This is a genomic window from Pasteurella skyensis (assembly GCF_013377295.1).
GTDB classification, from domain to species: Bacteria; Pseudomonadota; Gammaproteobacteria; order Enterobacterales; family Pasteurellaceae; genus Phocoenobacter; species Phocoenobacter skyensis.
The window spans coordinates 592,365-613,680 of sequence record NZ_CP016180.1 but is presented as its reverse complement, the minus strand read 5'-3'; the positions used below and the strand labels follow the sequence as shown (position 1 = coordinate 613,680).

26 protein-coding genes and 1 tRNA gene are annotated in these 21,316 nt (G+C 33.4%); 21 read left to right on the top strand and 6 right to left on the bottom strand.

Annotation, left to right across the window (positions count from 1 at the left end; translation table 11 throughout):
• Positions 1-97: 97 nt before the first annotated feature.
• The gene (locus tag A6B44_RS02865; protein ID WP_176673451.1) at positions 98-1,300 is read right to left on the bottom strand and encodes a serpin family protein; all 1,203 of its coding nucleotides are present in this window, start codon (positions 1,298-1,300) and stop codon (positions 98-100) included.
• A 371-nt stretch (positions 1,301-1,671) separates the two neighbouring features.
• On the bottom strand, positions 1,672-2,349 hold the full coding sequence (gene rnt, locus A6B44_RS02860) for a ribonuclease T (protein ID WP_090921849.1): 678 nt from the start codon (positions 2,347-2,349) through the stop codon (positions 1,672-1,674).
• Between the two features lie 200 nt (positions 2,350-2,549).
• Here rnt and lepA point away from each other — a divergent pair, with 200 nt between their 5' ends.
• Complete coding sequence (gene lepA, locus A6B44_RS02855) at positions 2,550-4,343, top strand: translation elongation factor 4 (protein ID WP_090921864.1); 1,794 nt, start codon at positions 2,550-2,552, stop codon at positions 4,341-4,343.
• A gap of 86 nt (positions 4,344-4,429) precedes the next feature.
• Here lepA and A6B44_RS02850 read toward each other — a convergent pair whose 3' ends face one another.
• The 4 genes from A6B44_RS02850 to hflD form a co-directional block, all read right to left on the bottom strand.
• The gene (locus A6B44_RS02850; RefSeq protein WP_090921847.1) at positions 4,430-4,762 is read right to left on the bottom strand and encodes a DUF1904 domain-containing protein; all 333 of its coding nucleotides are present in this window, start codon (positions 4,760-4,762) and stop codon (positions 4,430-4,432) included.
• Between the two features lie 117 nt (positions 4,763-4,879).
• On the bottom strand, positions 4,880-6,106 hold the full coding sequence (locus A6B44_RS02845; RefSeq protein WP_090921845.1) for a hypothetical protein: 1,227 nt from the start codon (positions 6,104-6,106) through the stop codon (positions 4,880-4,882).
• 34 nt (positions 6,107-6,140) lie between these two features.
• The gene (gene purB, locus A6B44_RS02840) at positions 6,141-7,511 is read right to left on the bottom strand and encodes an adenylosuccinate lyase (RefSeq protein WP_090921843.1); all 1,371 of its coding nucleotides are present in this window, start codon (positions 7,509-7,511) and stop codon (positions 6,141-6,143) included.
• 19 nt (positions 7,512-7,530) lie between these two features.
• Positions 7,531-8,166 (bottom strand): high frequency lysogenization protein HflD, encoded by a 636-nt coding sequence (gene hflD, locus A6B44_RS02835; protein WP_090921841.1) that lies wholly within the window; start codon positions 8,164-8,166, stop codon positions 7,531-7,533.
• Between the two features lie 179 nt (positions 8,167-8,345).
• Between hflD and A6B44_RS02830 the strand changes: the two genes are divergently transcribed.
• The 20 genes from A6B44_RS02830 to A6B44_RS02735 all read left to right on the top strand — a co-directional run bounded on the left by A6B44_RS02830 (position 8,346) and on the right by A6B44_RS02735 (position 21,263).
• Positions 8,346-8,431: transfer RNA gene (locus tag A6B44_RS02830), tRNA-Leu, on the top strand.
• A gap of 347 nt (positions 8,432-8,778) precedes the next feature.
• Complete coding sequence (locus tag A6B44_RS02825; protein WP_090921838.1) at positions 8,779-9,990, top strand: tyrosine-type recombinase/integrase; 1,212 nt, start codon at positions 8,779-8,781, stop codon at positions 9,988-9,990.
• 319 nt (positions 9,991-10,309) lie between these two features.
• Positions 10,310-11,047, top strand: a complete 738-nt coding sequence (locus tag A6B44_RS02820) for a Fic family protein (RefSeq protein WP_090921836.1) — start codon at positions 10,310-10,312, stop codon at positions 11,045-11,047.
• Between the two features lie 158 nt (positions 11,048-11,205).
• On the top strand, positions 11,206-11,454 hold the full coding sequence (locus tag A6B44_RS02815) for a hypothetical protein (protein WP_090921834.1): 249 nt from the start codon (positions 11,206-11,208) through the stop codon (positions 11,452-11,454).
• A gap of 10 nt (positions 11,455-11,464) precedes the next feature.
• Complete coding sequence (locus A6B44_RS02810; protein WP_090921832.1) at positions 11,465-12,349, top strand: hypothetical protein; 885 nt, start codon at positions 11,465-11,467, stop codon at positions 12,347-12,349.
• Positions 12,350-12,488: 139 nt separating this feature from the next.
• Positions 12,489-12,680, top strand: coding sequence for a helix-turn-helix transcriptional regulator (locus tag A6B44_RS02805; RefSeq protein ID WP_090921829.1), 192 nt, complete (start codon positions 12,489-12,491; stop codon positions 12,678-12,680).
• A 10-nt stretch (positions 12,681-12,690) separates the two neighbouring features.
• Positions 12,691-13,053, top strand: a complete 363-nt coding sequence (locus A6B44_RS02800; protein ID WP_090921827.1) for a hypothetical protein — start codon at positions 12,691-12,693, stop codon at positions 13,051-13,053.
• Entirely contained in the window at positions 13,037-13,762 is a 726-nt protein-coding gene (locus A6B44_RS02795) for an antA/AntB antirepressor family protein (protein WP_090921825.1), read from the top strand. Before A6B44_RS02800 ends, A6B44_RS02795 begins: the two co-directional genes overlap by 17 nt.
• 3 nt (positions 13,763-13,765) lie before the next feature.
• Complete coding sequence (locus A6B44_RS02790; protein ID WP_090921823.1) at positions 13,766-14,185, top strand: terminase small subunit; 420 nt, start codon at positions 13,766-13,768, stop codon at positions 14,183-14,185.
• The gene (locus tag A6B44_RS02785) at positions 14,185-14,370 is read left to right on the top strand and encodes a hypothetical protein (protein ID WP_090921821.1); all 186 of its coding nucleotides are present in this window, start codon (positions 14,185-14,187) and stop codon (positions 14,368-14,370) included. Before A6B44_RS02790 ends, A6B44_RS02785 begins: the two co-directional genes overlap by 1 nt.
• A gap of 109 nt (positions 14,371-14,479) precedes the next feature.
• On the top strand, positions 14,480-15,352 hold the full coding sequence (locus A6B44_RS02780; protein WP_176673450.1) for a host cell division inhibitor Icd-like protein: 873 nt from the start codon (positions 14,480-14,482) through the stop codon (positions 15,350-15,352).
• The gene (locus tag A6B44_RS02775) at positions 15,345-15,587 is read left to right on the top strand and encodes a hypothetical protein (protein WP_090921819.1); all 243 of its coding nucleotides are present in this window, start codon (positions 15,345-15,347) and stop codon (positions 15,585-15,587) included. Before A6B44_RS02780 ends, A6B44_RS02775 begins: the two co-directional genes overlap by 8 nt.
• Positions 15,580-15,801 carry a hypothetical protein gene (locus A6B44_RS02770; RefSeq protein WP_090921817.1) on the top strand — a complete coding sequence of 74 codons (222 nt, stop codon included), beginning with the start codon at positions 15,580-15,582 and terminating at the stop codon, positions 15,799-15,801. The genes A6B44_RS02775 and A6B44_RS02770 overlap by 8 nt, the downstream gene beginning before the upstream one ends.
• Positions 15,794-16,129, top strand: a complete 336-nt coding sequence (locus A6B44_RS02765) for a hypothetical protein (RefSeq protein ID WP_090921815.1) — start codon at positions 15,794-15,796, stop codon at positions 16,127-16,129. The genes A6B44_RS02770 and A6B44_RS02765 overlap by 8 nt, the downstream gene beginning before the upstream one ends.
• Before the next feature lie 13 nt (positions 16,130-16,142).
• Positions 16,143-16,595, top strand: coding sequence for a hypothetical protein (locus A6B44_RS02760; protein WP_090921813.1), 453 nt, complete (start codon positions 16,143-16,145; stop codon positions 16,593-16,595).
• Positions 16,596-17,260: 665 nt separating this feature from the next.
• Entirely contained in the window at positions 17,261-17,746 is a 486-nt protein-coding gene (locus A6B44_RS02755) for a hypothetical protein (RefSeq protein ID WP_090921811.1), read from the top strand.
• 8 nt (positions 17,747-17,754) lie between these two features.
• The gene (locus A6B44_RS02750; protein WP_090921809.1) at positions 17,755-18,210 is read left to right on the top strand and encodes a type II toxin-antitoxin system YafO family toxin; all 456 of its coding nucleotides are present in this window, start codon (positions 17,755-17,757) and stop codon (positions 18,208-18,210) included.
• A gap of 1,264 nt (positions 18,211-19,474) precedes the next feature.
• Positions 19,475-19,741: a hypothetical protein gene (locus A6B44_RS02745; protein WP_090921805.1), complete on the top strand. Its 267-nt coding sequence runs from the start codon at positions 19,475-19,477 to the stop codon at positions 19,739-19,741.
• Positions 19,731-20,000, top strand: a complete 270-nt coding sequence (locus tag A6B44_RS02740) for a type II toxin-antitoxin system RelE family toxin (RefSeq protein ID WP_090921803.1) — start codon at positions 19,731-19,733, stop codon at positions 19,998-20,000. The genes A6B44_RS02745 and A6B44_RS02740 overlap by 11 nt, the downstream gene beginning before the upstream one ends.
• Positions 20,001-20,084: 84 nt before the next feature.
• Positions 20,085-21,263 carry a lipoprotein-releasing ABC transporter permease subunit gene (locus tag A6B44_RS02735; protein ID WP_090921801.1) on the top strand — a complete coding sequence of 393 codons (1,179 nt, stop codon included), beginning with the start codon at positions 20,085-20,087 and terminating at the stop codon, positions 21,261-21,263.
• Positions 21,264-21,316 lie beyond the last annotated feature (53 nt).

The following is a 21,316-nucleotide window of genomic DNA, read 5'->3' as shown; positions in this document are numbered from 1 at the left end:
ATATCTTAACTTTGTTAAGGTTGGCGTTTGAAAACTGGAAGTAAGTAAAAACCAACCTTTTTGTCTACTATCATACTAAATATTATCTTTTCCTGTTTTATTGTGAACTATTACAAATACCCAATGAGTTCACCTCACCTGCTAAAATAATTTGTTGATAATCCTGATCTTTAACAATGGCATAAGCAAAAGCGTGGTTAACATCAAAAATGATTGGCTTAGGTGGATTAGGATCTGACATAGCGGAAGTTAATTGCATACCCACTGTTGTTACTGCAGCAGCTTTAGCTCCCTTTTCATCAGCTTGGAACTTAACTTGTTGTTCAAATAAATTAACAAACAGCGGATCAGTTGATAGTTTGCTTAAGTTCGCTTTTCTTGCGTCAAAAATATCAATGATCCCCAATTTGTAGAGCGCTGGAATGAGATTATGTTCTGATGAGAGATCTAACTTTGGTAATGACAGTATCACGTCAGATGAGTGAGTAGCAAGTAATTGCTTAATATGCTTACCACCTTCAGCATACAGCCATTGGGAGGCCTTTGCAGGTGACGTACGTTTATTATCACTCATTGCAATTACTAATCTATATCCTTCTTTGAAAGGCAATGCAATAGCACGAATACGACCATCTTTGACAAAACTGATATCTAACTGAGTATGCATAGTCACAACTTTTCCCACTTGAGTTTTCTTACCACATTGAGCAGTGAAATCTTTGTCTTTGGTGTATTTTTTATTAAAAAATGGTGTCACCCATTTAGCATTAAAACTCATAATATTAGACAATACCACATCGGATGTTGGCGACACATTCTTCATTGCATTAGGTATCATACCTTTGGTCACTCTAGCGGCTTTTTGATTAATATCCGAAATAGATGACTCGATAACAAAATCTGGTAATGCCTTAATATATGCTTTATGAATGTGGTTAATATTTTTAAAATACATCACATTCACATTCCGATAAACCTTATCATTAACTAAAGGTAATTGTTTTTCTTTAATAAATTGACGAATTTGTGATTGACTGTCACCATCAGCACCTTTGGCAACGGCAGATAATAACTTGCTAATACCCGTTTCACTAAGAGCAATATCATTACCATTTCGCAACTGGTCTAACAAAGCTCCCATACGAGTACTCTGCTCTACAAACAATTTGGCACTTTCTGTGGGAGTGAGATTTATTACTGGTGCTGATTGAGTTGTGCTCGCACAAGCGCTGAGATAAGTACCTAACAAAGTCAGAGTAGCTAAGTAGATAATTCGGTGTTTTTTGTATGTTGTTTTCATAGTTTTTCTCCGTTTAGCAAAGACCATTCTCATCAGAGGAAAACAAAGTGAAGATAATTGGTTACAAGAACAAGAAAATCATTATTTTTCCTACCACTTCACCCTCCTAACCTCTAAATGGCTAGGTAAGAAAAAGCTTAAATCTGTTATATTTATATCTATTAAGACTTATGTATTCATTTACTGAATTAAGATAATGATCTAAATCGAAAGATAAGCTTATTTTTTGTTCGATTACGATAGCAGTTTTAACTTACAGTTGTCAATCACCAAATAAAAAAGAAACAGTTAAAATGGTATTTTTGTTCATATTTCTTGTATATTTTATAACTTTATATGAAAGGAGTATCGTATGAAAATTCTACTTATACTCAACAAGATTTATTCAAGACAGGAAAACCACCTAAATCTTTAAATTTATTCACCATTTTACAAAACAACTCAGCGGTAATTTCAGTATCATATAATGCACCGTGCGCTTGTTTGTTATCAAAAGGAATTTCAGCCATTTGGCAGGCTTTCACTAACACCGTTTGCCCATAAACAAAACCTGCAAGGGTTGCTGTATCAAACATTCCAAATGGATGGAAAGGATCACGTTTTACACCAATACGTTTTACGGCTTGTTGTAAAAACTGTTGATCAAAAGTGGCATTATGCGCCACAATTATTGCTCGCTGGCAGCCTTGCTCTTTCATTGCTTTGCGTACCATTTTAAACATTTCTGGAATAGCAATCACCTCAGCTATTGCGCCACGATTTTCATCCTCTAAATCAATGCCGTTTATTTTTAACGACTCTGGATTGATATTCGCTCCTTCAAAAGGTTTGATGTGAAAATGGCATTTCTGATCAGCCACTAAATACCCTTGTTCGTCCATTTTTAAAGTGATGGCAGCCAATTCCAATAATGCGTCCGTTTGCGCATTCAGACCAGAAGTTTCTACATCAATCACCACAGGTAAATACCCTCTAAAACGGTTTTTAAGTAAGTTGTAATCTATTGTTTCTGTTTGTTGTTCTGATGGTTGTTCTGTTTTTTCTGACATTATTATTTGTGTGTAAATTAAAATTCAAACACATTATAGCAAATATTGTATAGAAAAAATTGCAAAAAGTTCGTTAAATGTGACCGCTTTCCTTTTCAATTTACGTTGCTTTCAGGTAAAATTCATCGGTTATACTTTTATCAACTGATTTACAGGAAACTATTCCTTATAAAAAATAAAAACGGAAATATAAAATGGAAATGAAAAATATTCGTAACTTTTCGATTATTGCCCATATTGATCACGGCAAATCGACACTGTCTGATCGCTTAATTCAAACTTGTGGTGGTTTAACAGATCGTGAAATGGCGGCTCAAGTGTTAGATTCAATGGATTTAGAACGTGAACGTGGTATTACAATTAAAGCCCAAAGTGTTACTTTAAATTATAAAGCAAAAGACGGTGAAACTTATCAGCTTAACTTTATCGATACACCTGGACACGTCGATTTCTCTTATGAAGTGTCTCGTTCACTATCTGCTTGTGAAGGTGCGTTACTCGTGGTTGATGCAGGACAAGGTGTGGAAGCTCAAACTCTCGCAAATTGTTACACCGCAATGGGTATGGATTTAGAAGTTATTCCTGTATTAAATAAAATTGACTTACCTGCCGCAGAGCCTGAGCGTGTGGCAGAAGAAATTGAAGATATTGTGGGTATTGAAGCCATTGAAGCGGTACGTTGCTCTGCTAAAACAGGGGAAGGCATTGCAGATGTGTTAGAAGAAATTGTCACTAAAATGCCAGCTCCAGAAGGTGATCCTAATGCAAAATTACAAGCTTTAATTATTGATTCTTGGTTCGATAATTATTTAGGTATTGTTTCTCTGATTCGTGTTAAAAATGGTACTCTACGCAAAAATGATAAAATCAAAATAATGAGTACAGGCATTAACTATAATATCGATCGTTTAGGTATTTTTACTCCAAAACAGACGGATACCGATGTTCTTCACTGTGGTGAAGTAGGCTGGGTTGTCTGTGGCATTAAAGATATTTTAGGTGCACCTGTCGGCGATACAATTACACATCAACACAATGCAGCGAGTGATATTTTACCAGGTTTTCAAAAAGTGAAACCACAAGTCTATGCAGGTTTATTCCCTATCAGTTCCGATGATTATGAATCGTTCCGTGATGCACTAGGAAAATTAAGTCTTAACGATGCTTCGTTATTTTATGAACCAGAAACCTCAACGGCTTTAGGCTTTGGTTTCCGTTGTGGATTTTTAGGTCTGCTACATATGGAAATTATCCAAGAGCGTTTAGAGCGTGAATATGACTTGGATTTAATTACCACTGCTCCAACGGTAGTTTATGAAGTAGCATTAAATAATGGAGATATCGAATATGTCGATAGTCCTGCTAAATTACCGCCATTAAATAATATTGCAGAAATCCGTGAACCCATTGCAGAATGTAATATTCTTGTTCCACAAGAGTTTTTAGGCAATGTTATTACCCTTTGTATTGAAAAACGTGGTGTACAAACCAATATGGTGTATCACGGTAATCAAGTTGCGCTAACTTATGAAATTCCAATGGGTGAAGTGGTATTAGATTTCTTTGATCGAATAAAATCAACCTCTCGTGGTTATGCTTCGTTAGATTATAACTTCAAACACTTCCAAGCTGCAGATATGGTTCGTGTAGATATAATGATCAACGGTGAGCGTGTTGATGCTCTAGCTTTAATTGTTCATAAAGCCAATGCCCCTTATCGTGGTCGTGAATTAGTAGAAAAAATGAAAGAATTGATTCCACGTCAACAATTTGATATTGCGATTCAAGCGGCTATTGGTAACCATATTATTGCTCGTTCAACGGTTAAACAGCTCCGTAAAAATGTATTAGCAAAATGTTATGGTGGTGATGTGAGCCGTAAGAAAAAACTGTTACAAAAGCAGAAAGAAGGTAAAAAACGAATGAAGTCTGTAGGTAATGTTGAAGTACCACAAGAAGCCTTCCTGGCAATTCTTCACGTAGGTAAAGATTAGTTTTTAATCTAAAAAAACAAGCGGTAACATTCTGTTTAAAATTTGCAAATTTTATTCAAGATGTTACCGCTTCAAATATAAGTTATTTAACCAAAAAACTCACCATTTTCACAATAATTATCTCCTGTTAGAGGGAAGAAAATCAATGTGCAATCTTTATTGTTATTGATTTTTCTGATCAAGTTAATAAGAAAATCAGCCGTTTGCTTTTTCACTTCCTCACCTCGATCAAACCAATAAAGCTCAACAAAAGTAAAGCCCTCAACGATTTTACCATCAAAAATATACTCGGTTGGATTACACTCTAAAGTAAACCAATCACGATCACATTTAATGATTTCAGTTAAACCATCGATGATCTCTTTACTGTTTTCAACAATTAAGTTTTTTTCAATTCCACGAATTTTTAAATGTGGCATAGGATTCTCCTTTGGTTTTTTAAATTACATTTTTACAATAAAGCGGTAGGATAAAGATAAAAATTTGCAAATTTTAATAAGTATCGTACCGCTTCTATTATGATTAAATATTACAAACTAATTTAATGATTGGGTTAAATATTTGCCTTCTATAAGAAGGCACTCTTGTTTAGCATTTATTTTTGCAGTATTATCAATATGACTAGGACAAAAAACTTTCTCTTCCCCTAAATTCCAAGCAAAATAGCCACACAATGCATTTTTAGATATATGCTCTTTCGAACATTTACCTTTGCTATTTCCAAATTTATTTTTTAATCTTTCAACTTTTTCTACGTCTATATAAAAATTACTATCTGGAGCAAGATAAGAATATTTATTTTGAATAAAACGTTTATCAATTAAATACCATTGTGATTGATTAATTCTTTCTAACACTCCTAATTTTTCTAAAGAAAACTCTAATGGAGAAATATATTTTAAATTAGAAAAATGAAGAGGTACTAAAATAATCATCACAATGAATAAAAAAAATAATAAGCAACTCATAAAAAATGATACTAATGGAAAATAGTAAAGTAATAGCATAAAAAGATAATTAATAATAAAAATTATCATAAAATAGTTATCATCCCCATTCAAATAAATTCTAAATATATAGGATGTAACCCATGAAATTATGAAAAATAAAGGAATACAGAACATCATATCAATAATCATATATAACTTTAAAGAAAACCCTGATAGAAAATATATATTTTTATAATAATATAAAAAGTAACTCAGTAAAAATATAGTAGGGACAGACAGAAATACTATATGATAGATAAGCTTTAAATTACTAAAAAAATAAAAATAAATAATAAAAATTGAAATAATACAAAAAATACCTATTTTATTATTAATTGCAATATCATATTTTTCTTTAAAGAAAGTATGGCATTTGTTTAAAATAAAAGAATAAACAACTGATAATAATATAAAGATACTGATTATAGAAATACAACTTATTGTCATACTAATAAATATATTCCTACTATCAATTAAATCAGGAAAAAGAGAAAGAGCATTTATTCTGGATAGGTGTACATAAATAATAAAACCACCTAATATTGCTGAACCTACAGTAATACCTAAAATAATGTAAACACTATAGGTACTAAATAGATTTTTAATACTCTTATTCAATCCCTCAACACTGTCGCTAATATTACTAAGATTTTGATTTATATTTACAATATTTTCTTCTGTCTTACTAAGATTACTTTTAATATCTTCTATATTTTTAACAATATCCTTATTTTCGTCAAAAATAGATTGTCCTAATTTCTTAAAAAAATTCATACTCAATCTCTTCAAATCCTAAATCAATAGGCTTCTAATCCAACTCCTCAACCAACTCTACCGCATAACCAATATAACTCGCAGGTGTCATTTGTTTAAGGCGTTCAATTTCAGCCTGTGGAAGCGGTAACGTTTCAACGAAATTTTGCATAATTTCTTTGGTTACTCGCTTGCCTCGTGTGAGTTCTTTTAATTTTTCATAAGGTTTTTCAATGCCATAGCGACGCATTACGGTTTGGATCGGCTCCGCTAATACTTCCCAGTTTTGATCGAGATCTTCTTGTAAACGTTCTTCATTTACTTCTAATTTACTGATCCCTTTTAAGGTTGAGCTGTATGCAATCAACGAATAGCCCACACCTACGCCTAAATTACGCAACACGGTCGAATCCGTTAAGTCACGCTGCCAGCGAGAAATCGGTAATTTTTGAGCAAGGTGACTCATTAACGCATTGGCTAAACCTAAATTTCCTTCAGAATTTTCAAAGTCGATCGGGTTTACTTTGTGTGGCATTGTGCTTGACCCAATTTCGCCCGCAATGGTGCGTTGTTTGAAATAATTTAAAGCGATATAGCCCCATAAATCACGGTCAAAATCAATTAAAATAGTGTTAAAACGAGCAATGCAATCAAAATATTCAGCAATATAATCATGTGGTTCAATTTGAGTAGTATATGGGTTCCACTCAATACCTAATGAAGTCACAAATTCTTGGCTAAATTTATGCCAATCAATCTCAGGATAAGCCGATAAGTGAGCATTATAATTCCCCACTGCACCATTGATTTTTCCTAGTACTTCAATGTGTTGCAACTGTTTAAATTGACGTTTTAAACGATATGCCACATTCGCCATTTCTTTACCCATTGTAGAAGGTGTTGCAGGCTGACCGTGTGTGCGACATAGCATTGGGATATGTTGATAACGATTTGCTAGTTCAACAATTGCATTGGTCAGGGCTTTCCATTGTGGTAATAGCACTTCTTCACGTGCTGTTTTTAACATCAAAGCGTGAGAAAGGTTATTGATATCTTCCGACGTACAAGCAAAGTGCCAAAATTCGCTAATTTTTGCTAATTCAGTCACAGCTTCGCTTTTCTCTTTTAAAAAATATTCTACGGCTTTGACATCGTGATTGGTCACTCGCTCAATCTCTTTAATTCGCTGGGCGTCTTGAACTGAAAAATTTTCAATAATTTGATTTAAATATTGATTAGACTCGTTTGATAAGGTCGGCACTTCTTGAATGGCTGGCATTTCTGCTAATTTTTGCAACCATTTTATTTCTACTGTTACACGAAATTTAATTAATCCAAACTCACTAAAAATTGAACGTAAATCTGCCACTTTATCTTGATAGCGACCATCAATTGGCGAAACAGCGGTAAGGCTATTAAGTTCCATAAAATATTCTCCGATAAAATTATAATGTTTGATAAAAAGATTGCATTTGGGTTAAGACTTTTTTGCGTGCGAACAAAAACTGCCAACGTTTTCCGCCAACTTGTTGCCACAAGACCCCTGCACGTACACCCGCAAGTAACGTGGCACGAATACGATTTTGAACATCTGTTCGAGAAAGGTGTTGTGGCGAACCTGTTACTTGAATTTGTGTACCTAGTGGGCTAATAACTTCTCGATAAATACTCGCTAAATTCGCAATAATTTGTTCATTTAATATATCATTTTCACAAATCAACAACTGACGTTCAACTTGCTGTAAACGTTGTACTAACTCCGTTTTTGCATCAGGATTTTCTAATAATTTTTTACTTAATGCGAATACACCGATCCAATAGCGACTCACTTCAGTATCTAAATTACCTTTACCGCCACCAAACTGAGCCATTGCTGCTTCAATGCCTAATTTTAAGTGAGATAAATCATTATCAAATACTGCTAAGGTGCTATCAGGTTGGGAAACAAATAAACTTTTTAAAGAGTAACCAAGTATTTCATTATCCTCACCACTGTTTCCTTTATGTGCAAATTTCTGCACTAAACTACCCGCTTGACAAGCCCCTGCTACCGCCACTGAAATATCAAAATAATTCGCCATCGTTTCATCTTCAAATTAAATAAACACAACCCAATAATATAGCATTTTTTACTATTTTTTAGAATGAATGATTTCAGTTATTGAAAAAAATGTTGGATTTTAGAACAGTTAAGTTATTTTTTGTTTTTTCTACTTGCGAAAAGGACAATGTGTTTCTATAATTAGCGAGTTTTCACACTGCCTGGGTGGCGAAATTGGTAGACGCAGCGGATTCAAAATCCGCCGATGAATAATCGTGTCGGTTCGAGTCCGACCCTAGGCACCATTTCCTTATTTATTCTCTTTTATTTTCTTTCACTCTCTTACACAAAACCATTGCTATTACAGGCTTTAACGCACTTTTATATTTTATTCTCTTTCATATTCTTACGCAATAATACGTTTACAGCCACAGATTTTAGGCATACACTTAGGCATACAGAACAAGAAAAAACAGTGTTTCTTTAAAATATTAAAAACGGCATGCCTAAAAATCTCGAAAGCATTGAAATATAAAGCTTTAACGCACTTCATTTTTGCAGGATTTATAGATTTTAGGCATACAATTTACAAGTTTTAGGCATACCGAAATAGCCGTATGCCTAAAAATATTAGACAGATTACTAAAACATTATGGCAAGAATAACAAAACCACTTACTAATACCGAAGTAGAAAGAGCCAAAGCCAAAACTAAGGATTATTCTTTATATGACGGCAATGGGCTAACAATACTCATTAGACCGAATGGAGCGAAATTGTGGCGTTTTCGCTATACTAGACCATTTTCAACCAAAAGGGCTTTAATAGGCTTAGGGCAATATCCAGCCGTTACCCTAGCACAAGCAAGAAGTATCAGAGATGAATATTTATCTTTGCTTGCTCAAAATATAGCTCCACAAATCTACCGCCAAAAGCTAGAAGATGAAACATTGGCAAAGCAAGATAACACTTTGTTAAATGTTGCAAGAGATTGGCGGAATAAAAAAGCGACTGAAGTCAAAGAAACGACTTTAAGCAAAAACTGGAAGCGTTTAGAAAACCACTTATTCAAACATCTAGGGCATTACCCAATTACAGACATAAACCCAAGATTAGTGATTACTGCTCTCACTCCGTTATACAAGCAAGAAAAATTTGAGACATTACATCGTTGTGTTAGCTTATTAAATGAGATTATGAAATTTGCTCTTAATTGTGGCATTTTAGAATTTAATAAATGCGGTGATGTTGGCTCATTCTTTCCAAGACAAGCGGTGATACATAATCCAGCAATACGCCCTGAAGAATTACCGCAGTTTCTAACTAAATTAAGACATAGCAACCTATCCGCCAAGCGAAAGCAGTTAATCTTATGGCAACTTTTGACAATGGTTCGTTCAAGTGAAGCCGTTACAGTGGAATGGGCTGAAATTGATTTTAAAAATAAGTTATGGACTATTCCAGCCGAAAAGATGAAAGGGGGCAAGAGGTCGCATACTGTACCGCTCTCAACCCAAGCCTTAAACGTTTTAAAAGTAATGAAAGAAATATCTAACTATAGCCGTTATATATTCCCCTTTAATGATAAGCAACCAAATAGACCAATGAATAAAGAAACCGTTAATAATGCTATACGCTCAATGGGATACGGTGGCAAACTCGTAGCACACGGTTTACGCTCTATTGCTAGCACTTACCTTAATGAAACCTTTTTAGAACAATACGACGTTATAGAGGCGTGTTTATCACACGAAATAAGCAACGCAGTAAGAAAGGCTTACAACCGCTCAAATTATTTAGAACAAAGAAAACCTTTAATGCAGTGTTGGGGCGATTATGTGGAAAGTTGCTCAACAGGATTATAAGCGGTCAGTTTTCTTTGAGTATTTACCAACCACCAAACACAGTATATACACCATAAAGGCATAATCCACAAACAACAAGGGGTATCCGCCAATGGTGTACACCCTGTAATGTACAGAACGCAATTTTGCGTTTTGTTCTAAAAATAAACAATTATTCGGTGCGTAATAAGAAAGCCTTTTACCCACCACTATCACACAATAACCGCATAACATAACAATATACATTCTTTTATATTCTTTCATTCTCTTTTATTTTCAACTTGCAGTCTAAATAAAAATCACTGATAATATATACAGTGACTTTAAATATCTTACTATTATGAAACTACTCAATGAAATAGACCGCTTAAAAGCTGAAATTCAAGAATTAAGACCACTCTCACCAGCTGAACTAAAACGCTTGCGAGATGAATTTATTATCGAAAATAGCTACAACTCAAATGCTATTGAGGGTAATACCTTAACCTTAAGAGAAACTGCCTTGATTTTAAATGAGGGCATTACCATTGCAGAAAAACCACTCAAACACCATTTAGACATTATCGGTTATAAAGACGCGTTTAATTACTTATTTGATGTAGTGGCGGACAATGAAACATTAAGCGAGAGAATAATCAAAGATATTCATAGCCTAGTTTTGATGAACGATAGTCAAAATAAAGGTAAGTATCGACAAATACAAGTGCGAATTATGGGAAGCCATCACGAACCAACCGAACCGCATTTTATTAAAGAGCAAATAACTAATCTTATTCAACACTACCGCCAAGAATTGAAGCTAAAACACCCCTTAGAAGCGATTAGCGAGTTTCATTTAGCTTTTGAAAGCATACACCCATTTATTGACGGAAACGGACGTACAGGGCGGTTATTATTGAATTTTGAGTTATTAAAGAATGGTTATTTGCCTATTGATATTAAATTCACGGATAGAGCCAAATACTACGCTTGTTTTGATGACTATCACGAAACTAAGCACGCTAAAATGTTCACGCAATTAGTGGCGGAATATCAGAAAGCAGAACAGGAAAGATATTTAAAAATTGTTAATGGTTAATACCTAATTTAGGTAATTTATACCTAGTTTCGGTATTTTTTACCTGATTTCGGTAAATAAATTTGAGTGGCTAGGCGTGGATTAATTACCCAAGCCGAAAGAGTAAAACCCTATTACTTTGCTACTCTCTTATCTTGGGGAATACGCTAGGGGGCGTTATGAGTGAAATAAGTCAAGATAGAGATGATTATGTAAGTCTTTATGATTTAATGGAATACGCTAGAGCTAAACATAACTCAGATAGTGAAGCAGCTCAGGATTTATTGGATTTAGCAGAAAATAAAAATATACCATTATTTAAACAATACGGAGGCATAAAGCCAAGAATAGAACCTGTAAGTAGCACCAACCTGCTAAATGAATTAAATGCCGTTGTACGAAGTAATGATATGGAATTGCCATTTTAAGGAGTATGTAATGTCGTGGCTTAAAGAATATTTAATTACCAAAGAAGACGCAAAAAAATATTTTGATTTTGAAATAGAAACTGAACAAGGGATAAGTAAAAAAGAATATATTGCTCATTTGTCTATGTTCCCTGATTTATGTATTGATAATGTGATTTCTTTATTCTTAGATTTAGATCCTAGAGATTATAATAAAAATAAGAAGCACCCTAGATACAATATTATTTATGATGCCATCTATGGAGCAGTCGAGAAAGGGGATATTAAATGCTACTATGAAACAGATATAAACGGACATATTTGGGATAATACAATCAGAATACCGCACAATATAGCTAAACAATGGGCAGATACTTACGGCTTAAAATGGAATGTACCACCTTATAAACCATTAAATAATCCCCCAGTTCAATTAGATGATAAAGACAAGACAATAAATTTACTTGAAATAAAAATTTTAGAACTAGAAGAACAACTAGCTAAAGAGCAAGGAATGGTAAGAACACTTGATGAACATTTACAATATAATGATTCTCTTTTAGTTGAAAAAGATAAGTTAATTATTGAGCTAAAAAATACAATAACCACAGAACAACCAAGCGAAGAAGAAACCCAGCTACAAAAAGACAATCAAGAATTAAAAGCACAGGTTGAAGAATTACAGGCTGAACTGAAAAAGAAAGATGATCAGCCATCAGATAAAATAATCAGTGGAAAATCAGAAACTGCATATTTAAACCTAATTCACGCACTTAAAGAGACTTGTTTATCAAATGAAACATTTGAAAACCAAGAAAAGTTAATTAAAGACTTAAGCGAGATGTACACAGGTTACACTGGATTATCTGAAAGTAACTTAAGAGACAAATTCTCAAAATCTAAAGATCTTAAATAATCCCTTCAATATTTTAAATAAGTCTATATAGATCTTACTTTCATCTATATAGATTTTTTATTTTATCAATCCCCTTTAAATTACCCTCAACGCAAGAAAGCGTTACAAATTAATCTTAATTAAAAAAAGGTAATTTAAAATGGAAAAGATAAACCAACCTACAACAAAAAAACTATTACTTGATATTAATGATGTAAAAGCAATCACTGGTTTTTGTACAACTACAATTTATCAGCACGTTAAAAAAGGAACATTCCCAGCACCTAAAAATTGTGGTGGGCGTTCTGTTCGCTGGCGTTTAGCTGATATTGAAAATTATGTTAATTCTTAGGGGGGTGAGTATGACTAACAGTGTTACTAAACCCAAAAGACAAACGCAATTTTTAAAGGTTCTTAGACTTCTTATTTTAGAAAACTTTACAGGCATTGATAAAAACCTTTTATGGATTATTAGCCCTCGAAATTACATCTACAAATTAGAAAAAGAACACTTACCGCAAGGCGTTAAAATCAAGCGTACAAAAACAGCGAATGAAGAAACAGGCAATCACTATTTTATTTATAGCATTCCTGATTTGGACACAATGAAGCGAGTTATTGCTTTATACAAAGCCAAAGGAGGCGAACTAACAGAAGCTGAAGAACAATACGCTTTATCAAGATTTGATAATGAAGAGGAGGCAAAGAATGAACTCTTTAACTAATCCATTACAGGGCTTTTTACCAGTCACACAAGACTACCATCAAGGCATAGCGGTTCAATATGTTAATGCTAGGGATTTACATTCATTCTTAGAAAGTAAACAAGAATTTGCTAACTGGATAAAAAACAATATCAAATTGTACGGATTTAAAAAGAATGCTGATTATTTTTTGCTTGATAAATTTGTCAAGCAAACAGGACGTGGTGGACATAATAAAATCGAGTACAAAATCACTTTATCAATGGCTAAAGAATTGGCAATGGTAGAGCGTAATAAACAGGGAAAACTTGCTAGACAGTATTTTATTCAATGTGAAGAAGCTCTATCTCAAATATCACCTGGTACAACTGAAGAATTACGTAAACAATGGCTTATTGAAAGACAAGCAACTAAAACAGCTTATCAAAGAATGTGTGAGGCACTTTATAAGCACCGCCAAAGACAGGGAAAAATAACAAACCCTTGCCATTATTCAAATGAAGCTAACTTAATCAACCGCATTGTATTAGATATGCCACCAGTTAAATGGAAGCAGGCGAATAATATCACTGACGATAAAGACCTAAGAAGCCATTTTAACGCTGAGCAGTTATCTAAGGTTGAATATTTAGAGAATGCTAACGGCTTTCTACTCGATGATAATCAACCGTTTAATATACGCAAAGCAAAATTAAAAACAATGCTAAATAATAGATTTATAGGAGCATAAGAAATGACTGAACTCACACCAAAGCAAGAATTATTTTGTAAAAAATATATTGAATTAGGTAACGCAAGTGAGGCATATCGACAAAGCTATAATGCTGAAAATATGAAAGATGACACAGTACACCGTAAGGCATTTGATTTACTCGAAAACGGCAAGATTACGGCAAGGTTGGATGAATTAAGAAAAGAGCATTTAAAACGCCATAACATCACCGTAGATAGCCTTATTTTGGATTTAGAAAGGGTATTTAATGAAGCAATGGATAGAGATAACCCTAACTTTAGCTCTGCCGTATCAGCCAAAATGGGGCAAGCAAAGATATTAGGATTTGATAAACAGGTAATAGAACACTCGACAAGTGATAATACATTACGACCAACAGTTATTAAATTAGTTGCTCCTGATTTTGAGGATAAAAACTAATGAAATACAGATTTAAAGTTGAAGCGACCGCCAACAATGGCAACAAAATTATTTTAGGAAGTTATCCGACCTATACGCTCGCAAGAAAGCGACTAAATGAAGCCGTAGAACATAGTTTGTATCAAGTAATACGTTTGATTGATTTAGAGCAAAAAAAGGCTCTATTAAGCGTAGAGAGAGAATAACAGGCAACAAAAAGCCCTATCATACACAACAGGGCTATTAAACAGTGTTACTTAATTTTGACTACTTACATTTACGGATTGTTATCAAAGCAATCTTAAGGAATTAATAATGAAATTATCTAAGCACCTTGATAACGCTATGAATTATAGCAAATTATCATCAAAAAGTAACCGCTTATCACTGGAATATTTAGCGTATTCTATGACTGTTTTAGCGGATTGTACAAAAAAACAGGTTGAACAAGAAAATCAAAAAGATTATATTATTAACGTTGTAGCAAAATCTACAACCGAGCCTGAGAACTCGAATAATTTAACCGTGGCGAACAGTAGCACGCCTTTTAATCGTGCTTTTTTTGTTCGTAGCATACGCACACCTAAAGAAAATAATCGCTTAAATTTAGCGGTTAGCTTTCTCTCAATGGTAGCGTGTAATGGGAAAGGTTCGCCCTTTGCTACATTCCACGGTTTTGTAGTTTCTCAGCCCGTTACACGTTACCGCCCAAGCCTGAGAACAAAAGCGGTAACTTCAAATAATTTAATCGTGGAGTTATTAGCAATGATTTATTTATTACTATGTGTCAATCGCACAAAACCAACCTTTAATACCGAAGTAGTACGCATTCAAGCACCAAATGAAGATGAAGCACGTTACCAGCTAACGGCAGATTATCAACTATTGGCGGTATGTGGGCGTATCAATTCACACAAAGCACAAAATTTAGTCGCTCAAATTGAGCCACTAAAAGCACAACATTCACCAATGGTGGAAGTTAGACAAAAACCAAAAATGGATTTTGTAAAGACTGGACAGATTATGCCAATCCTTGAAACTCAACAAAATAACCAACGCCTGATCAACCTTGTAGGCATTGATAACAAAGGCATTAGTTCAGATTTACCTCTCAATACGATCACCCTTAAAAACCAGCCATCAATGATAGATAACGTATTCCAGTTACAAGGAGGAATTTATGCGTAATTCAAGCCCAGTTAATGACATTCAAAACATTTATTGTTCACTCGAGCAAGCTAAGTCAGTAATAGAGTTAATGACAATTTATTACACAGACACAGGAGATTTAGATATTCCTGAAGATGTAAAAATCAATCTATTATGGACAGTTCAAGGCTTATTAGAGAAAAGCATAGAGCAAACTAAAAAAGCAGAAGAGAAAGCAATCACAGCAGAAAGAAAGGCGGTACAAAATGGCTAATTTAACTCTTAAACAACAAGATGAATTACATCAAAACATTTCGCAGGCGTTAGCCTCGTTTATGATTTTATCTCAACACTTTGAAGATAACGGCAATAAATTCATTATGAGCGGTGAAATAACTCGCAATGCGTTATGGAACATTCAAACGTTACTAGAAAATGCGGATAAAATTATTGAGGGAGAAATAACAAGAGGGTTAAACAATGACTAAGCAAACAACTAAAAAGCCCTTGAATATTCTTAGCTTTAAAATGGCACAACTTAACCGCCAATTTGAGCTAACCAATCAAGCAACAAAGCGTTGTAAAGAGAATTACCCTGATGACTATCATCACAAAATTAAAATGCGTGGTGAGTGTTTAGAATTGGTTAAACGCTTGAAAGCTGGTAAAGAGATTTACAAGCAATTAGCACAAGGGAAAACATTATCAAAAAATGAAGCCAAAGCATTTAAAGAATTTAAGCAAGCCCTTAGTTATTTAATCTATCATTATGAAAATGTGGCGGACTATGTAACTAAATGCAGAGATAAAGAATAGCAAAGGTGGTTATATGGGGGCAAGCATTGAAAGACAAACGGCTGACCGCAAAAAAACCAAGAAACAGAGGCGACAAGCCCATTTTAAAAATGGCTTGAATAACAACTCCTTTATTGCGTTAAGACACGATTTAATGGGTAGTGATGAATTTAAAAAGCTAAGCGGTAATGCGGTCAAAGTTTTTATCATTTTAATAGGCGGGTATAATGGCTATAACAACGGTAATTTAGAAGCTGTACAAACACACAAGGAAGCGATAAATCGTTTTGGAATATCTAAAGCAACATTACATAAAGCTTTAAAAGAATTGGTGGATAATCAATTCTTGGAGATAACAAGGCAAGGACACAAAAACCAGTGTAGCTTATACAGTGCTACTTGTTTCCCCAATCATTGTAGAAATGGCGTACACCTAATTCAACCACAAAGCCGACCCAGTGACAAATGGAAAAAAGCTAATCAATAAGACCAAAGGGGTGTAATTTCTTTACACTCCTTTTTTATTATCAATTTAAACCACTATAAATGAAGCATACAGACAATAAAACCACTTAACCCTTATGATTGTATTAGTTGATTAAAAAATCTCTGTATGAGCCTTTAAATTCGTTTTTTGTATTCAATCAATCATCACGCTAATTTTTATACTTCTTTGCTATTTTTTGTGCTGAAATGACCCAAATTATTTTATCACTCTATTTTTGACTATTTTTTATCATTAAAATATAAAAAGTGTCATTATTAAAATAAGTATATGGCTATAATATATATAAAGCTCCCTAATTTTTAGGGAACAGAATAAGCAAAAAAGAGGCTGACTTCCCTAATTTTTAGGGAACAGATCCCCTATTTTGTATAAAAAACAAGCATTACATCCTAAAAATTAGGGAGGGTATCCCTAAAAATTAGACATCAAAAAATCGAAATTATTTAAAAAAGAACCTGAAAATAATAAATTAAGTAACTAGACTAAACCCTATCATCTAATCAGTAAGGGTCAGTAGTACGGAATAACCGAATTACTGGCTTTTTTATTTGGCGGTAGTTATTTAAACGCACACAAAAGCATAATATGTTGAATGAATGCGGTTCAATATGTATAATTATGTAATGAGATTTAGGAGGGGTATTATGAAATTGAAAAAATCATTTATAGCATTGCTTACGGCATTAGGTGTAGCTACAAATATTCAAGCAAAGCCAACCCTATTTCAAGACGTATCTTATTCTATTGAAAAGATTAAAACTTTATCAAGCCAAAAGACGACCACTGATGAGATATTCAAACAGGTTGGGTTGCTATCTAGCTCTATTCAAGAATTAAATGCTTTTACTAATGAGCGTATTAATACCATTAATAAAAATGAACTAAGTGATTTAATCCTTGTGGAATATGCGGTTAATTTTATTTTTAACTTCTTAAAGCAAGAATTTAAAAGCGATATATTCACCAAATACACCACAGAATTTAGAACACTTTCAAATGCCAAGAACACCCTAGAAAATAATGTCAGAAAGTCAAAAGAGCGATTAATCGGCATTGAAATTGTAAGAGTCAAAGGTTTATCACTAAATAATGATGAAGTAACAGAGCTTACCAATGCAGTAGATAAATAGGCTTAATAATGTCAGTTAAATTTACTATTCATCATTCACTAACAAAGACTCCCCATATTGAAAAAATAGCGACAGGGTTGGCGGTATTCCACGATACAGGTAAATACCCTGATTTCCTAGGACATTACGGACAATTTGAAAATAATCCCAAAGCAATGGAAAGCCAACTAAACAAAATTCATATTGCTTTATATCGTAGCGATTGGACGCTTAAAACGTGGCAAAGAGATAAGGGACATAATAGAACAAGTGATAATTTTGTTGTATATGTTAGGCACTTCTTTTTTGATGATTATTATCAGATATTAGGAATTGTTACACCTAAAGCGCATCAACGAATAGATCAACTATTACCAACCTTTATTGATATGGCGGAAAGCTTTCACAGCGCAACCGAACTATCCCAGCTTACTATATATCAGAATAATCACGACATTTTACAATCATTCAACCTAACCAATTAAGCAACCAAATAAAACTCTGATAATGGTTATACTTGATAAGGTACTCCCAACGGGTAGGGCTTTACACGGGGTTAGCGGCACCCGGTTTTCGACAATTTTTTGAATTTCTAAGCATCATCATCTTTCTTAATAATCCCTAATCTAGCTTAACCTCTAACTTATTAAAATCCATATTGAAAGCCTTTTGTAATAAGGCGTTATAGTAGTTTTCTATATCAAGCTATAGCAAAGAATATTTATATAAAAAGATGATGGATGATGACGGTTACAGGGGGGTAAAATCTCTATAAACTAGAAAAGCGAGAACCGCCCATTTAACTCAATTTTTACGATCGCGAAATTAAAAATTTAGGGGTAACATTACTTAATGATAATATAACGTACTTTTTCTTTTTTCTCTTGCTCTTTCCTTTTTTTCTCAAACTCAATATTTATAAGCCTGTTATGGCGGTAAAGTATGATAGCTATTACCAAAAATAAGAACATACTAGCGACTATAAAATAGTAATACGGCATTGATGAAAATAGATAGACAGTCCAAATCAACCCGCCAAATATCATCGATATTGCCATAATAAACTTTACGACGCTAGTCATAGCAAACCCAATAAAATTAAACGTATTACGCACTAATAACTCCTTACTAATTTTAATTACAATAATTCGTGCTTATTTAGACGTAGATGTTAGTATATTACAAAAATACAGGTAGAAAGTAATCACTATTGGAATTTTAAGTTTTTCTACTGTAAGCTATTCGTAACATAAGAACACCCCGCCAAAACCAGAGATGAAAACAAATAAAAACTAGCATTTTTATAGGTGACTTTTGATTTTAGGCATACATTTAGGCATACGGTTTAGATAACAGAAAAACAAATTACAACATTATCAATTACTTAACCATTAAAATAGAGTCCGACCCTAGCACCATTTCCTTATTTATTCTCTTTTATTTTCTTTCATTCTCTACTCTAGCACCAAAATACCATTTCTATAACGTTCACTAACATTTCAAAGAATATTATAAAGCTAGTAATAGCAAGGCATTATAGTTTCAAAAAAATTTTTAAGTTTTTCATTTAGTTTAATAACAATCCATTTTTAATGCTTTCTTAATTGATCCCTTTTGAGCAATATCATTAAAAACCATTTTAGATTATGTAGACAGAATGAATCCACCTTTAAAAACACACCCAGAACTTGATTAAAAAATATCATATACATATAATACACATCAGACACATTTAAAGAGGTTAAAAAAATGATAGTAAGAAAAAATATTACCCTAGAAGAACAGGACTACAATGCTATTTTAGCTTTTGCTAATAAAAATGGCTTGTCATTTTCTGAAATGTTGCGTAAAACAGCTCTAGATTTTATTGAAAAGTCTGAAAATATGGATTTGTTACAATATATGAATGCAAACCTTGAAAACGTGTCAGCAGAAGAGCAAGCGGAAATAGAAGCATTAAATATTGATTTTAATGATTTAACTGGTTCAGAAATGAGTGTGAAAGATGTTTTATAAGGTTATTTATCATAAAAAAGCCCAAAAATTTATACAGTCAAATAAAATTATCGGCTTAAAGTTTATAATGGCGTTTGATGAAATTAGCACCAATAAAGACAACTTAAAAAAATACGATGTTAAAAAATTTCATTCAAAAGAATTTGATGATATTTTTAGGCTAAAAATAGGCAAAAATAGGGCTATTTTTAGAATAATAAACAATCAAATTGTTATTTATGTTTTAGATATTGGAAGCCGTGGCGATATTTACAAATAAAGATAAATAACATCAAAATAAACACTTCACAAAAAGCCATCAAAAGCATATCATTTACTTTTTAGTATCTCAATTTGGTAAATAATGCATTTGAATACAACTCTCTTTATTGCCCTTCGTTACTGGCGCTCTAAAAGTGCTGACCGTTTTGGTCGATTAGTCACTAATCTGGCGAGTTTAGGGATTATTCTCGGTGTGATGGCGCTAATTATTGTACTTTCTGTGATGAATGGATTAGAAAATATGCAAAAACAGAATTTACTTTCTAATCTGCCTCACGCTATTATTTCACCTATTGAGGGACATTTAGATAAAAAACAAGCGGTCACATTTCCTTCATTTATTGCAAAAAATGTACCGATTAACCGTACAAATGTTGTAGTACAAAGTCCTAAAGGCATTAATGTAGGGCAATTGATTGGGGTAGAAAATAGCAATGATGATCCGTCACTTTCAGATTTACCTGTTCAATCACTACTACCTGCCACTTCATTTAATGTTGTTATTAGCTATTCTTTGGCTAATCAATTAGGTATTATTGAAGGTGATAAAATTCGGTTGATTATAACTGAAAATAGTCGCTATACACCTTTTGGTCAAATGCCTATACAACGATTATTTACCGTTTCAGGTCTCTATTTTGGACAAAATTCTCAAGACAGTTTTGCCTTATTTGCTAATTTAAGTGATGTTGGGCGTTTACTGCATATTCCACCAAATGAAGTGCAAGGGTATCGTCTATTTTTAAATGATCCTTTCCAAGTCGCCGATTTAGTCAACTATTTTGACCAGTCTCAATGGCAAATTAATGATTGGAGAGAGCAAAAAGGTGAGTTTTTTCAAGCGGTTAAAATGGAAAAAAATATGATGGGATTACTCGTTAGCCTGATTATTATTGTCGCTATATCCAATATTATTACGTCTTTAAGTTTAATGGTCGTTGATAAACAAGGGGAAATTGCCATTCTACAAACGCAAGGATTAACCAAATCACAAGTGATGCAATTATTTATGTGGCAAGGTTCTATTGTTGGTGTGATGGGTGCAATATTGGGTGGAATACTCGGTACCTTAGCCACCCTTTATTTAGGTGATTTAATTAGTTTAATTAACCCTGTAGGTATTCCTCTACCAACAGACATTTCAATGTGGCAGGTTGCTCTTATTGTACTTACATCGATTTTATTATCTCTACTTTGCACTCTATATCCTGCTTATCAAGCATCCAAAATTGATCCTGCGGCTGCGTTGAGGTATGAATAGTGTTGATAACCTAAAATTAAGCGGTATGATGTTGTAATCTTTTTGCAGTTTTT

Coding starts and splice junctions, on each gene's coding strand:
- A6B44_RS02865 (WP_176673451.1), bottom strand. CDS start 1,300: ATGAAAACAACATACAAAAAACACCGAATTATCTACTTAGCTACTCTG.
- A6B44_RS02805 (WP_090921829.1), top strand. CDS start 12,489: ATGGAAAAGATAAACCAACCTACAACAAAAAAACTATTACTTGATATT.
- A6B44_RS02785 (WP_090921821.1), top strand. CDS start 14,185: ATGAAATACAGATTTAAAGTTGAAGCGACCGCCAACAATGGCAACAAA.
- A6B44_RS02755 (WP_090921811.1), top strand. CDS start 17,261: ATGAAATTGAAAAAATCATTTATAGCATTGCTTACGGCATTAGGTGTA.
- A6B44_RS02735 (WP_090921801.1), top strand. CDS start 20,085: ATGCATTTGAATACAACTCTCTTTATTGCCCTTCGTTACTGGCGCTCT.
- A6B44_RS02760 (WP_090921813.1), top strand. CDS start 16,143: ATGGGGGCAAGCATTGAAAGACAAACGGCTGACCGCAAAAAAACCAAG.
- A6B44_RS02810 (WP_090921832.1), top strand. CDS start 11,465: ATGTCGTGGCTTAAAGAATATTTAATTACCAAAGAAGACGCAAAAAAA.
- A6B44_RS02740 (WP_090921803.1), top strand. CDS start 19,731: ATGTTTTATAAGGTTATTTATCATAAAAAAGCCCAAAAATTTATACAG.
- A6B44_RS02780 (WP_176673450.1), top strand. CDS start 14,480: ATGAAATTATCTAAGCACCTTGATAACGCTATGAATTATAGCAAATTA.
- A6B44_RS02850 (WP_090921847.1), bottom strand. CDS start 4,762: ATGCCACATTTAAAAATTCGTGGAATTGAAAAAAACTTAATTGTTGAA.
- lepA (WP_090921864.1), top strand. CDS start 2,550: ATGAAAAATATTCGTAACTTTTCGATTATTGCCCATATTGATCACGGC.
- A6B44_RS02765 (WP_090921815.1), top strand. CDS start 15,794: ATGACTAAGCAAACAACTAAAAAGCCCTTGAATATTCTTAGCTTTAAA.
- A6B44_RS02845 (WP_090921845.1), bottom strand. CDS start 6,106: ATGAATTTTTTTAAGAAATTAGGACAATCTATTTTTGACGAAAATAAG.
- purB (WP_090921843.1), bottom strand. CDS start 7,511: ATGGAACTTAATAGCCTTACCGCTGTTTCGCCAATTGATGGTCGCTAT.
- A6B44_RS02745 (WP_090921805.1), top strand. CDS start 19,475: ATGATAGTAAGAAAAAATATTACCCTAGAAGAACAGGACTACAATGCT.
- A6B44_RS02795 (WP_090921825.1), top strand. CDS start 13,037: ATGAACTCTTTAACTAATCCATTACAGGGCTTTTTACCAGTCACACAA.
- rnt (WP_090921849.1), bottom strand. CDS start 2,349: ATGTCAGAAAAAACAGAACAACCATCAGAACAACAAACAGAAACAATA.
- A6B44_RS02790 (WP_090921823.1), top strand. CDS start 13,766: ATGACTGAACTCACACCAAAGCAAGAATTATTTTGTAAAAAATATATT.
- A6B44_RS02800 (WP_090921827.1), top strand. CDS start 12,691: ATGACTAACAGTGTTACTAAACCCAAAAGACAAACGCAATTTTTAAAG.
- A6B44_RS02770 (WP_090921817.1), top strand. CDS start 15,580: ATGGCTAATTTAACTCTTAAACAACAAGATGAATTACATCAAAACATT.
- A6B44_RS02815 (WP_090921834.1), top strand. CDS start 11,206: ATGAGTGAAATAAGTCAAGATAGAGATGATTATGTAAGTCTTTATGAT.
- A6B44_RS02825 (WP_090921838.1), top strand. CDS start 8,779: ATGGCAAGAATAACAAAACCACTTACTAATACCGAAGTAGAAAGAGCC.
- A6B44_RS02750 (WP_090921809.1), top strand. CDS start 17,755: ATGTCAGTTAAATTTACTATTCATCATTCACTAACAAAGACTCCCCAT.
- hflD (WP_090921841.1), bottom strand. CDS start 8,166: ATGGCGAATTATTTTGATATTTCAGTGGCGGTAGCAGGGGCTTGTCAA.
- A6B44_RS02775 (WP_090921819.1), top strand. CDS start 15,345: ATGCGTAATTCAAGCCCAGTTAATGACATTCAAAACATTTATTGTTCA.
- A6B44_RS02820 (WP_090921836.1), top strand. CDS start 10,310: ATGAAACTACTCAATGAAATAGACCGCTTAAAAGCTGAAATTCAAGAA.